Origin of the sequence: Ignatzschineria sp. F8392, assembly GCF_002252045.1 — a bacterium.
In the GTDB taxonomy this organism is placed as follows: Bacteria; Pseudomonadota; Gammaproteobacteria; order Cardiobacteriales; family Wohlfahrtiimonadaceae; genus Ignatzschineria.
This window is the reverse complement of sequence record NZ_NEFF01000001.1, coordinates 599,164-611,219: the sequence shown is the minus strand read 5'-3', so window position 1 is coordinate 611,219 and position 12,056 is coordinate 599,164. Positions and strand designations below refer to the sequence as shown.

Below are 12,056 nucleotides of genomic sequence, written 5' to 3'. Positions count from 1 at the left end.
CAGTTGTGATAAGAATGAAATAGTAGATTCCCGCCGCTCACAAAATTTTCTTATTGGTTATAACAAAATAAGCTGAACGCTGCCGGATCTCACCACAGCGCTCTTCCAAAAAACACGCGCCGGCAGTTGGCATCATCGATGCCGATCTGCGGGCATGCCGGAGTGAAAAGAACGAAATCATTTTCTCCCGCTGATTTTTTATTTTTAAACAGCTAAAAAAACATAACTAGTTGAATTAACAATTCATTTATTAAGGGAAAATCAATTGAAAAAAGGAAATGGCAGAATATAATCATTGAAGTCAATTTAGCTCTTTATATTTATGTCCTATACCCAATTGCTCTTGAAATTATAGATATTCAAGCGGCTTTAATAAGATGTTAATAGAGTATATTTCAAATGAATTCCTTTAATAGATCACCTAAAAAATGGTTAAGTTTCGAGGATCAACTAGATTTACTAGTAGAGAGAGGCCTTATAATCAAAAATAAAAAGTTCGCTTTGCCCTATTTAGAGAGCATTGGATACTATCGGCTGAGTGGATATTGGTATCCATTTAAAGAAAAAATAGCCACGGGCAAACTCTTGAATAAATTTATAAGCAATAGTTATTTTCAAGATGTTCTAGATCTTTATATTTTTGATAAGCGTCTAAGATTATTGGCATTAGATGCATTAGAAAGAATTGAAATAGCAATAAGAGTAGACATTTCCTATTTATTAGGTGAAAAGGAATCACTAGCCCATACTAACAGTGCAAAATTTGATAAATCTTTTCAACACGAAAAGTGGTTATCAAGATATGAAGAGTTATTAAATCAATCAAAAAAACTTGAGTTTATAGCTCATCATAATCAATATTATGGCGGTAGATTACCTATTTGGGTCGCTACTGAGATAATGGATTTTGGATCACTTTCAAAATTATATGCAGGAATGAAGCTGAAAGATAAAGATAAAATTGCTAGAAAATATCGACTTCCATCAGGAAAAAATTTAGAAACTCAATTGCATGCTTTTAATATTATTCGCAATATTTCTGCTCATCATGGAAGATTATGGAATAGAAATGCGATTAGCCGGGTAAGTTTAAAAGGACTAAACGATTCTAACTTACAAAAATTATCGCCTAATCATATGTTTCTATACTTTTGTTTGATAAAACGCATGCTCAATACTATTTGTCCCAGATCGACATGGGGGAAAAGATTTATAGATCTTATTGAGGAATTCCCACATCCAGCCAATAAAGCTATTTCTCTCAACCAATTTGGTCTAATCAAAGATATTGATTTAAAATCATGGGAATTATGGAGTAAAAAATAAAAAGCCCTCAACTCTGTGTACCCTAGATTAAATAACTTCAAAGAGTTAGTAACTAGGCAGAGATTGAGGGGATTGTTGTCAATAATATTATGATGATAAGATTTTTTTGTCAAATTGAATGGAAAGATTAATTTTAATTTAAAGGCTGAATGCTGTCGCTTATTACTATCGCATATTGCCATAAATTCTGCGCCGTCAGAAGGTAATCTCAATTACCGATAAATAGCTGGTAAATAGCTATTAAAGAAAAAATTTTCCCGGCATCAAAGATGCCATCTGGCGGGCATGCCGGAGTGAAAAGAACGAAATCATTCTCTCCCGCCCTTCCAAAAATCATCTTAGAGGATATAGAGAATCTATATTAACAAACAGAAGCTGTTGAGTTGCCGGTCCTCACTATCGCGCTCCTCCAGAAATTGCGCGCCGGCAGAGGGCATCATCGATGCCGATCTGCGAGCATGCGATTATTATAAGAACAAAATGGTTGGTTCCCGCCCTTCCAAAAATCATCTTAAAGGATATAGGAAATCTATATTAACAAACAGAAGCTGTTGAGTTGCCGGTTCTCACTATCGCGTTTTTCCATAAATTTCACGCCGGCAAGGGGCGATCTCTCTATCACCAGCAGATATTGTTTAACGGCTGTTTAAGAACTGTTTAAGAGCCGTTTAAATCATCTTTAATTATTTTCCCGGAATCATCGATGCCGATCTGCGGGCATGCAGTTGTGATAAGAACAAAATGGTTGGTTCCCGCCCTTCCAAAAATCATCTTAGAGAATATAGAAAATCTATATTAACAAACAGGAGCTGAACGCTGCCGGATCTCACCACAGCGCTCTTCCAAAAAACACGCGCCGGCAGTTGGCATCATCGATGCCGACCTGCGGGCATGAGGTTGTGATAAGAGCGAGATGGTAGGTTCCCGCCCTTCCGCTGATTCTCTTACCTATTGAAAAATCAAATAAAAAATCCCGTACCACACACATTAGTACGAGATTTACAATATCTTACAAATTACTTTTAAAAATAAGAGTAATAAGCGCATTACCGAGATTATTAATAGATCTCAATACTAAATATTCTTATCTTCCTCTTTTTCTAGTAAAGCTCGACATATCTTGGCCTCTTTAAGCGCATTTTTTGCCTCATAAGAGGAGAGATGTCTATGTAGATAATAATCTGCCTTAACCCTATTTCTCCGTTGTTGCTCTAATCTCAATCCAAATGATCTCAAAGTTTTTGAGTCAACTTTTTCATTGAGATGCTCTTTTGTATCGCAAAGATAATTGATTAAATTCTGTTGCTTTTTAGGTGCATTGAGAACAAAAGAATTGATCAAATGTAAAGAAGAATAATATGAACGAGATACTACATTTCGATATTCGATCTCTCGACTTGCGCTCTTAAACAGGTCTTCAGCAAAATTCAAAAAATCAATACTTTTAACCGCCATATTTCCTCTGATATTTAAAGATTCCTAATCATATCAAATGTTGCAGTAAATACCTTTCCATCAAGTTGTTCTAACTGAGATAATCGATCTGCCAATTCTCCATTTAACTCTGGGATAAGCATCACATCTTTTTCTGACTTCAGAGCAAAAACAATAGCATTGAGACCATGTTCCTCATCAACCTCAAAAGTAATTTTAGGATAGGTTATAAAAGAATATTGATGGCAAATGGCTTGATAGATCTTCCCAATTAATTGAAGCATCTCTCCTGAAAAGCGCATATTCTGCATAAAGGCAAGGTATTGTGCTTTTAAGAAGCGATAATAATCACTCTCCTCATTTTTTAATTTTATGAGGTTGTCAAAAGCGTCTAAGATACCCTCCTCATCCCCTTTTAAAATTGCAAAAAAGAGCTGAAGTTTAGTGATTGAAGCTATACTTACGGGATATTTATCTACAGCACGCATTAAGGCTTCCTCACAAGCATCAAACTTTTTTAATAGAATCAAATAGTAGAGATAATTACTACAAAACTCAGGATCTTCAAAATAAAAAGAGCGTTTAAAATAATCGATTGCCCGCTCAGAATCTCGTTTTACTGCATAATAAAATGCCCAAGCTTGCAGATCATCCATACTTCTCTTCGGGATTTTATTAATTTCAAGATAATAAGCGAACTCCTCAGGCGTCTCCGCTTCTATATAGTTCTCCTCTTCGAGCATTTGAGCAAAGAGCTTTGCTAACTCTGCCGAGTTCTTTTGGGGTAATAACATTAAAACTAATCTTCCTTTTTAACCCTATCAATAGATTTTATGAGGCGCACTAACATTGCATCAACCGACTTTAACCACAATGAATTAACGTTAATTTAAACTAAATTTAATAAGGCTGTGCAATGCAAGCACCCAATAGTTATCGCCTAATATAGATATCTAATATAAGATATCTACATTAGATATAACATGATTGAATCATTAACTATTATAGTCAATTGCTACACTTTAATGTATTTCCACTATCATCTTCTGTAAAAAGCGTCCATTAAGAAAAACAAGCAGCTGCATCGATATTATCGGTAATGACGCTATCGACTCCCATCTTGAGGAGTTGATCAATCTCGATAATCTCATCAACCACTGTCACAAATAGAAGATAATTCTCCTGCCGGCAGCGTTCGACAAGTTGGGGAGTGACAAACTCCTTAGGGATAATAAGCGCACTGCATTTTAAGTTTTTGAGTAATGATAAGAGCGCTTCTCTATCAACGTCTCTATCAACTTCGCTATTCACTTTTCTATCTAAAAAATGATCATCGTCAGGATCGACAATATAACCTCGTGGAATCCAAGGTTGGGCGGCAAATGCACCCTCTAAAATCAAGGGAGAGCTCGAGGTGATGAGAAATTGATTTTTAATACAGTAATCGGTCGGTCCATCGAGCATCTCATTGAAGAGGCGCTCAAAGAGTCGATCGAGATCCTCATCAAAGAGAATATCGACACAAGCATCAAGACGATCAATAATCTTACGATAGAGTCTTTCAGCCACTATTCGACCTAATTCCTTATCATCTATCGCACCACTTTTCACCTCAATATTGAGCCGGCAATAATTACTAATAATAAAGTTTACAACTGCCTCAAAACGGGGGATCGATTCTCCCATATAGAGCGGTGAATAGTAAGAACCTGCCTCTAACTTTGAGAGTAGATCCCAACTCATCTCATCTGCTCTACCATAACCATTGGTCGTTCTCTCAAGATCAGCATCATGAAGGAGAAAGAGTTCGCGATCCTCAGAGCAACGAATATCACAGGTAAAGTAGCGATATCCTTCTTGAAAGGCGTGACGAAATGCCACTAATGTATTCTCCGGCGCACTCTTTCCGGCGCCCCGATGAGCGATCACTTTAGGTTCAGTTGAAAGTCCTTTTTGATATAAAGACATAATATTGTCCTCTTTAATGTAGGTAGTAGAGGTGATTTCTCGCCTCCATCTCTATTAGATCGCTTTCTATCGAAAAATACTATTTAATACTTTTTATGATTCTCTTTAAATTAATTTAAATAATATCGATTATCAATAACAAAAGACACTTAACACCAACAAAATCAATTAATTACTATTGAAAATCATAATTAAGTAAGCACTCCTAAATGAACACAATTAAATATTTATCATTATATAAATATGGTTGTATAAACATTATTAGCCAAACATGATTAGCTGAATATGATTAGATTAATATGATTAGATTAATATGATTAAGTTAATATAGTTGCATCAATATAATCACATATCAAGCAGGTTACTATCATTAAAGAGTTAGCTTGAAACATCCCCTGCTATGATCGCTGAACTTTCCTATTAGTATATAACGAGCATAAATCGGAAATTACCTAGATTATTGAGGATTATCCCGTCAAAAAACATTATAATGGTGGAATATTACGATAACGTTAAGAAGAGAGATCAAGCATGAGCGAAGAGAAATTATTGGAAGAGAAAGCATTACAAACCGTTACCCCAACAGAGATGGCAGAATTTGATGAAGGGAAAGAACTCCCGGTGAAGAAGGAAGATCTTGTTCGAATCAATGCTATTTCCGAGACAATCAATATCGATAATCCCGCTGAAGTGATGGCTTACGGAGTTAAGCCGATGGAAGAGATCGCTAAATTTGCCGATACACTTTTAGATCGGGTAAAAGGTAAAGATTCAGGCGTTATTGGTGATCAGCTCTCTTCCCTTATTATGAAGATTCGTGAATATGATCCGCTCTCTGCTGAAGAGAAGAGTGGTAACTTTCTTGCAAAATTACCCATTATTGGCTCCCTCTTTAAAAAAGGGGTGGAAGCGAAGATCGATCATATGTCGTTAACCTCACAAGTCGATTCAATTGCAAGTCATCTCGATAACTCAATGGTGGGGCTTTTAAGAGATAATGAACGCCTCGAACAGCTCTATCTTAAAAACTTCGATTACTACAAAGAGGTGAGTCTCTTTGTTGAAGCAGGAAAAGCGAAGGTTAAAGAGATTAAGGAGACTCAACTACCGGCACTTCAAAAAGTTGCGGATGAATCGAAAGATCTTTTAGACGCGCAAAAAGTGAAGGATCTTATGGAGAACCTTAACCGCTTTGAACGCCGTTTACACGATCTTGAGATCTCAAAAACGATCTCCATGCAGACAGCACCCCAAATTCGGATTATTCAAAATAATAATCAACAGCTTGCAGAGAAGATTCAAGGAAGTATTCTTTCAACGCTGCCGATCTGGAAGAGTCAAATCGTTCTCTCCCTCTCACTCGATGAGCAAGGTCGTGCCGCACAGTTGCAGAAAGATGTCTCCGATACCACTAATGAGTTACTTCGTAAAAATGCGGCAGCATTACAGCAAAACTCCATTGCAACAGCAAAAGAGGTGGAGCGCTCAATTGTTGATATTGAGACAATCCGTGAAGTCCAAACTCGCTTAGTCGATACGATTGAAGAGACGATGAAGATCGCAACAGAAGCGAGACGTCGTCGTGCAGAAGTTGAGGTGGAATTGGGTCAGATGGAAGAGAATCTCCGTGAGCGTATTAGCTCTGTTGTCGATAAGTACAATAGCTAATCACTAGAGCTGATGACAATAAATCATCAATCATCGATGATGATCATCACATCAACTTATTACTTAAAAAGCAATTACTTAAAGGCGATCACTTAAAAGCTATCTCTTTTGAGTGATCACTTTTAGCTGATCCATTTTGTATCTATGAGTCCTCTATGAGCCAATATCGTCAGTCACATAACTCTCGTTCTGAGCGTACCAATGAGCTTCCCTTTGAACGTCGTGCCGCACAAAAAGCAGCAACTGAACGAAGCTCCCTCAAAGGGGCTTCTCTTAAAGAGCGATTTCGCTACGCCCAAGAACGAGCGATGGATCTCTCCCCCTCTTATCGAGAGAGCAGAAGGGAGGAGAAGCGTCACGCTACAAATCAAAATGCTCCATATGATCAGGAGATCTTCAATAGCCTCAATAGTGCTTTTAGCCGCGGTATTGAAGGCGCTAAAGCGACCTTTAATCGCCTAGTTGATCATGCAAAAGCATTTATTGCCGGCATCGGTGTGGAGATTGCGCGTATCTTTATCCCTTCAAGTGATGGAATCACCCCGGGATTTGGTCTGCTCGGTAGCTATCTTGGACTAATTATGCTCTTCCCTTCCCGCCCAAATCGTTTTGCATTAGGTGTGGGAATCATTGCCGCAATCATTATGATCTTAAGTGGCTACTGGCCGATCTCCCTTCTGATCGGGGGTATTGTTGCCGCAATTACCGGCATTCGTGATCGAGATATCAATAATCGTGCTTTCTGGTTCACTATTCCTTTAGCGCTTCTCTTTTTAGCGGGGAGTTTAGCAGATCATCCTGCTGCTGCATTCTCGATCTTTCCTGGAATAACCTCTTCGGCACTTGCGGTAACCCTACTCTTTGGGTTATTAGCACCAAAAAAAATTCGCCGTAAATTTAGTTATCTCTTTATGAGTGAGCGAGAAAAACAAGCCTATATCGAAACAGAGCGAGAGATCGAAGCAGAGCTTGCCGCCCTTCGTCGTGCGGAGAAGCTAGAGGCAGAAAAGGCAGCAAAATATGCACTTTTTGGGCGACATATTGAGCTTCTTGAAAAGATTGAGTTGCTAGTGGACCGCCTTCCTCACGATATTGCCGATCAAGTGGTCGAGATCGGCTATTCTGCCTCAAAAATCATTAAAGCGATGGAGCGAGATCCCCGTGATGTCTTAGTGGGAGGCCGCTTCTTAAATCGTTATCTTCCGCTGATTCAAGAGAATCTGCAGAAATATCTTACCGTCATGGAGTATGCCTCACGCGATAAGCAGATCGAACTTCACCAGGAGATTCTCCGCTCTATGCAGACCTTACAACAGGCATTTGACACCCTTTCAGATGAGTTGGTCGAGAATGATCTCCATGATCTTAAAGTTGATACCACGGTGATTGATAAGTTATTACGAAGCCAAGGTTTTGAGGTTGATCGCCATTAATCAGATCCTATCGATATCTATCGATATCTCTCTTGAAGCAGCAGAATGCTCGCAAATATCGCTATAATCTGATATGTAAACGCCCCTTTCTAAGGGGCGTAACTATGGATAAGCGATAAAGAAATAAGCGACAAAGAACTCAATCACATCGATCTAAAGAGAGAGCGTCTAAAGAGAATTAAAATTAACGTAACCAATTATTCTCGGGGTCAATTCCGAGCTCTTTTCGTTCAAGAGCCGTAGGCTCTACTCCACCTCTCACAAGGAAGTTTTTAAAGTCGAAGAGATGGGGATCGGCCAGTTGTGAGGGCTTAATATTAGTGATCGCACGAAAGATCGAATCAATTCTGCCCGGATATTCCGCTTCCCATGCAGCTAACATCTGCTTTGTACTCTGCCGTTGCAATCCATCTTGTGAACCGCAGAGGTTACATGGAATAATAGGGAATTGGCGCAACTGTGCATACTTAATCAGATCGCTCTCACTACAGTAAGTCAGCGGACGGATGACAATATTCTCTCCATCATCACTCTCTAATTTAGGGGGCATCGCTTTTAAAACGCCACCAAAAAAGAGATTCATAAAGAGTGTTTCCACAATATCATCACGATGATGACCAAGCGCGATCTTATTAAAGCCCTTCTCTTTCGCATATTGATAGAGCACACCCCGACGTAGACGAGAGCAGAGGCTACAGGTAGTCTTCCCTTCAGGAATAAGGCGTTGTACCACCGAATAGGTATCCTGCTCTAAAATCTCAAAAGGGACATTAATAGAACGGAGATAATTGGGCAAAATCTCCTCTGGAAATCCCGGTTGTTTCTGATCAAGATTGACGGCAAAGAGCTCAAATTTGACCGGCGCATGCTTCTGCAATTTTAAGAGAAGATCTAAGAGCGCATAAGAATCCTTGCCTCCTGAAAGGCAGACCATGACGCGATCCCCCTCTTCAATCATCTGATAATCCATAATGGCGCGCCCCACATTACGACGGAGACGCTTTTCTAACTTTTTCTCAGAAACGGATAGACTCACCGGTATTGACCCCTTGCTATAATTTTTGTTCGTTATTGTATAGCCTATCCTCGATAATTTCCATTACTGATAATAGAGAGATCGCCCCTTGCCGGCATGAGATTAATAAAAGCATGCAGAGGTGCTCTCCGGCAATTCAACAACTTTTGTTTGTTAATGTATATTCTCTAAGATAGTTTTTGGAACCGCGGGAAAGAACGATTTCGTTCTTTTCACTCCTGCATGCCCGCAGGTTGGCATCCTTGATGCCGAGAAAATAATTAAATATGATTTAAACGGTCCTTAAACAGTTCTTAAACAGCAGTTAAACAATATCTGCCGGCGATAGAGAAATCACCCCTTGCCGGCACGCAGTTTATGGAAGAGCGCGATAGTGAGATCCGGCAACTCAACAGCCTTTTTGCTTCAATCAACCATAAAATCATCGGTGATAAGAGATCGCCAACTGCCGGCGCACAGTTTATGGAAGAGCGCGATAGTGAGATCCGGCAGCGTTCAGCTTCTGTTTTAATTGATATCTTCTAAGAATATCCTCTAAGACGATTTTTGGAACCGCGGGAGAGAACGATTTCATTCTTATCACGACCGTATGCCCGCAGGTTGGCATCCTTGATGCCGAGAAAATAATTAAATATGATTTAAACGGTCCTTAAACAGTTCTTAAACAGCAGTTAAACAATATCTGCCGGCGATAGAGAAATCACCCCTTGCCGGCACGCAGTTTATGGAAGAGCGCGATAGTGAGATCCGGCAACTCAACAGCCTTTTTGCTTCAATCAACCATAAAATCATCGGTGATAAGAGATCGCCAACTGCCGGCGCGCAGTTTATGGAAGAGCGCAATAGTGAGATCCGGCAGCGTTCAGCTTCTTTTGTTACAAAGTCTTAACAAGTGGAGGAGTCATCTGCTCTTACTAGAGCTACACCACATTTTTTACAATGGTATTGTGCTTCGCCTCGTAAGAGTCGATTATGCCGAATTGTACTTAACTGATGCGTTTGGCAACTACAATGATAAGAGAACTTTTGATATCGCCGCGTACGACTATTCTCTGTGGAGAATTGATGCGTTCTATTTGCCGGCACCGCTAGGACCTCCTCCATCATCCAGCGCCATTCAGCACCATGTGGAGCAACATCGCCGGCTAAAGCATAGACTAAGAGATGAGCATATTCATGGGGAACCACCTCATCGATAAAGGCTTGACCATTTTCAGCTAAAAGTATTGGATTAAAACGGAGCTCCCAACGCTGAAGATGCGCAGTTCCGGCACTCTTACCACGAAGATGAAACGAGATTTTAGGATAGAGATCTTTAGTAGCGATTGCCAAACGAGGCGCAATCCGCGCACGAAAGGAGCTTGCCATACAGCGCGATTGAGAAGCGCTATGTAATTTGCCAATCCGTTTTTGTAACTGCTTAAACTCTTTGGAGGTCAATCGCTCCGCAAGCGTCGCCATTGCAGTCGCTTCAACTGACTTCACCTTCTCTAATAGAGAAAGCAAGAGCGCCTCTCCATCTGAAGAGGCGTCTAATAGTAGGGATTGACCAATAACTTCTATCTTCTCTCTCATGATATTATGCTATCTATCGATCCTTCGATATCGTCGCAATTAAGGATCGGTAAACTCTCGTGTTAAATCGAAGACCGTCAGATTCTCCTTCTCTGCACGGCTATACTCTTTACGGAACTTGCCATCTTTTAGAAGAATAGTGCGATCACCATAACGGATCGCATGCTCCATATTGTGAGTAATCATAACACAGGTGAGCGATTGATCCCGTACTAACTTATCCGCTAATGCCATCACATTTTCTGCAATTTTAGGATCGAGCGCGGCTGTAATCTCATCAAGTAATAAAATCTTAGATTCTGCCACAATCGACATCACAAGACTTAATGCTTGGCGTTGACCGCCTGAGAGATTTGTTACGGTCTCGTTGAGTCGATTTTCTAAATTCATATCAAGAAGCGCTAACTTCTCTTGAAAGAAATGGCGTCGCTCACGATTATTAAAGAGAGAGAAGCCTCGGCGTCCACCACGCTTATAGGAGAAAGCCATATTCTCTAAAATGGTCATATTCTCCATCGTCCCGACACGGGGATCTTGCATCACAATAGAGACCCATTTTGCCCGCTCCTGTTGAGAACTCTTAGTGACATCAACACCATCGATTAAAATTTTGCCCTTCTCCGGCTTCATAAAACCAGAAATGGTATTGAAAACCGTCGATTTACCGGCACCATTTCCACCGATAATGACAACAAATTCCCCCTTTTTAACCTCAAGAGAGAGATCTTCTAAGATTGTCCGCTCAAGTTGCGTGCCTTTGCCGACGACAAGTTTAATCCCTTCTAACTTTAGCATCGACGCTTCCCTCCCGGCATCGCCATAATGATAATAATCAAAAGACCGGCGATCAGGTTGAAGTCGTAGCTCTTCAGGTTGAGGAATTCAGCATGGAGCGCAAGACCGGTGACAATACGGTAGACAATCGAACCGACGATACAGCTCAATAACTTAATCCACATCGAGCGAAAAGGAAGGATTCTCTCCCCAATAATCACCGCGGCAAAACCGGCAATAATGGTGCCGATACCGGCAGAGATATCGGTAAATCCTTGTTGCTGACTAAAGAGTGCGCCACCCATTGCAATCAGCGCATTTCCCATCGCAACGCCTAAAATCACCATCCACTTGACATTAACGCCCCCATTAAGACAGAGTCGTTTATTTTGACCTACTGCACGGATGGAGAGCCCTAAATCGGTATTGAGAAGGTAACTAAAGAGCGCGATCAGAATAATCGCAATGCCTCCGAGGACCACTAAATTATTGGTAATAAAGATGGTCGGTGACATCAATAGAGAGATATTGGGCGTCCCATTCATCACATGAAGATTGATGGAATAGAGCATAAATGCCACAAGGATACCGGCGAGAAGGTCGGTTACCTTAAAGAAGCTATTTAAGATCCCCGTTAATGCCCCCGCAAGCGCCCCACCGATAAGCGCAAAGACCAAGGATAGAAAGGGATCAACACCCGCTTTGATTAAAACGGAAGAGATGGCAGCTCCTAACACGAAGCTACCATCACAGGTTAGATCTGGAAAGTCGATAATTCTAAAAGTGAGGTAGATCCCCATTCCGACAATTCCATAAATGAGCCCGAGTTCCAGGCTCATAAT

12 protein-coding genes are annotated in these 12,056 nt (G+C 40.4%); 5 read left to right on the top strand and 7 right to left on the bottom strand.

Features of this window, described 5'->3' with window-relative positions; translation table 11 throughout:
- Positions 1-399 precede the first annotated feature (399 nt).
- Entirely contained in the window at positions 400-1,326 is a 927-nt protein-coding gene (locus B9T19_RS02600) for an Abi family protein (protein ID WP_094567023.1), read from the top strand.
- A gap of 1,074 nt (positions 1,327-2,400) precedes the next feature.
- On the opposite strand, the gene B9T19_RS02595 is transcribed toward B9T19_RS02600, so the two are convergent.
- The 3 genes from B9T19_RS02595 to B9T19_RS02585 all read right to left on the bottom strand — a co-directional run bounded on the left by B9T19_RS02595 (position 2,401) and on the right by B9T19_RS02585 (position 4,728).
- A complete protein-coding gene (locus B9T19_RS02595; protein ID WP_094567022.1) occupies positions 2,401-2,781 on the bottom strand; it encodes a hypothetical protein in 381 nt (126 codons plus the stop codon).
- A 14-nt stretch (positions 2,782-2,795) separates the two neighbouring features.
- Complete coding sequence (locus B9T19_RS02590; RefSeq protein WP_094567021.1) at positions 2,796-3,554, bottom strand: hypothetical protein; 759 nt, start codon at positions 3,552-3,554, stop codon at positions 2,796-2,798.
- A gap of 268 nt (positions 3,555-3,822) precedes the next feature.
- Positions 3,823-4,728 (bottom strand): glycerophosphodiester phosphodiesterase family protein, encoded by a 906-nt coding sequence (locus B9T19_RS02585; protein WP_094567020.1) that lies wholly within the window; start codon positions 4,726-4,728, stop codon positions 3,823-3,825.
- Between the two features lie 531 nt (positions 4,729-5,259).
- Between B9T19_RS02585 and B9T19_RS02580 the strand changes: the two genes are divergently transcribed.
- Positions 5,260-6,396: a toxic anion resistance protein gene (locus B9T19_RS02580; RefSeq protein ID WP_233146771.1), complete on the top strand. Its 1,137-nt coding sequence runs from the start codon at positions 5,260-5,262 to the stop codon at positions 6,394-6,396.
- Between the two features lie 155 nt (positions 6,397-6,551).
- Positions 6,552-7,829: a 5-bromo-4-chloroindolyl phosphate hydrolysis family protein gene (locus B9T19_RS02575; RefSeq protein WP_094567019.1), complete on the top strand. Its 1,278-nt coding sequence runs from the start codon at positions 6,552-6,554 to the stop codon at positions 7,827-7,829.
- A gap of 184 nt (positions 7,830-8,013) precedes the next feature.
- Here the strand turns inward: B9T19_RS02575 and ttcA are convergent, their stop codons facing one another.
- Entirely contained in the window at positions 8,014-8,871 is an 858-nt protein-coding gene (gene ttcA / locus B9T19_RS02570; protein WP_094567018.1) for a tRNA 2-thiocytidine(32) synthetase TtcA, read from the bottom strand.
- Positions 8,872-9,222: 351 nt separating this feature from the next.
- On the opposite strand from ttcA, the gene B9T19_RS10555 reads away from it, so the two are divergent.
- Both B9T19_RS10555 and B9T19_RS10550 read left to right on the top strand, forming a co-directional pair.
- On the top strand, positions 9,223-9,390 hold the full coding sequence (locus B9T19_RS10555; protein WP_158214336.1) for a hypothetical protein: 168 nt from the start codon (positions 9,223-9,225) through the stop codon (positions 9,388-9,390).
- Between the two features lie 199 nt (positions 9,391-9,589).
- Positions 9,590-9,754 (top strand): hypothetical protein, encoded by a 165-nt coding sequence (locus B9T19_RS10550; RefSeq protein ID WP_158214335.1) that lies wholly within the window; start codon positions 9,590-9,592, stop codon positions 9,752-9,754.
- On the opposite strand, the gene B9T19_RS10825 is transcribed toward B9T19_RS10550, so the two are convergent.
- From B9T19_RS10825 to B9T19_RS02555, 3 genes are all read right to left on the bottom strand, one after another.
- A complete protein-coding gene (locus B9T19_RS10825) occupies positions 9,751-10,233 on the bottom strand; it encodes a SprT family zinc-dependent metalloprotease (RefSeq protein WP_094567363.1) in 483 nt (160 codons plus the stop codon). The genes B9T19_RS10550 and B9T19_RS10825 overlap by 4 nt on opposite strands.
- A 246-nt stretch (positions 10,234-10,479) precedes the next feature.
- Complete coding sequence (locus B9T19_RS02560) at positions 10,480-11,235, bottom strand: ABC transporter ATP-binding protein (RefSeq protein ID WP_094567017.1); 756 nt, start codon at positions 11,233-11,235, stop codon at positions 10,480-10,482.
- Positions 11,229-12,053 (bottom strand): ABC transporter permease, encoded by an 825-nt coding sequence (locus B9T19_RS02555; protein ID WP_233146770.1) that lies wholly within the window; start codon positions 12,051-12,053, stop codon positions 11,229-11,231. The genes B9T19_RS02560 and B9T19_RS02555 overlap by 7 nt, the downstream gene beginning before the upstream one ends.
- Positions 12,054-12,056 lie beyond the last annotated feature (3 nt).

Excerpts from the sequence above, each read along its gene's own strand:
- B9T19_RS02600 (WP_094567023.1), top strand. The coding sequence starts at position 400 with ATGAATTCCTTTAATAGATCACCTAAAAAATGGTTAAGTTTCGAGGAT.
- B9T19_RS02595 (WP_094567022.1), bottom strand. The coding sequence starts at position 2,781 with ATGGCGGTTAAAAGTATTGATTTTTTGAATTTTGCTGAAGACCTGTTT.
- B9T19_RS02590 (WP_094567021.1), bottom strand. The coding sequence starts at position 3,554 with ATGTTATTACCCCAAAAGAACTCGGCAGAGTTAGCAAAGCTCTTTGCT.
- B9T19_RS02585 (WP_094567020.1), bottom strand. The coding sequence starts at position 4,728 with ATGTCTTTATATCAAAAAGGACTTTCAACTGAACCTAAAGTGATCGCT.
- B9T19_RS02580 (WP_233146771.1), top strand. The coding sequence starts at position 5,260 with ATGAGCGAAGAGAAATTATTGGAAGAGAAAGCATTACAAACCGTTACC.
- B9T19_RS02575 (WP_094567019.1), top strand. The coding sequence starts at position 6,552 with ATGAGCCAATATCGTCAGTCACATAACTCTCGTTCTGAGCGTACCAAT.
- B9T19_RS10555 (WP_158214336.1), top strand. The coding sequence starts at position 9,223 with ATGGAAGAGCGCGATAGTGAGATCCGGCAACTCAACAGCCTTTTTGCT.
- B9T19_RS10550 (WP_158214335.1), top strand. The coding sequence starts at position 9,590 with ATGGAAGAGCGCGATAGTGAGATCCGGCAACTCAACAGCCTTTTTGCT.
- B9T19_RS10825 (WP_094567363.1), bottom strand. The coding sequence starts at position 10,233 with ATGGCAAGCTCCTTTCGTGCGCGGATTGCGCCTCGTTTGGCAATCGCT.
- B9T19_RS02560 (WP_094567017.1), bottom strand. The coding sequence starts at position 11,235 with ATGCTAAAGTTAGAAGGGATTAAACTTGTCGTCGGCAAAGGCACGCAA.
- B9T19_RS02555 (WP_233146770.1), bottom strand. The coding sequence starts at position 12,053 with ATGAGCCTGGAACTCGGGCTCATTTATGGAATTGTCGGAATGGGGATC.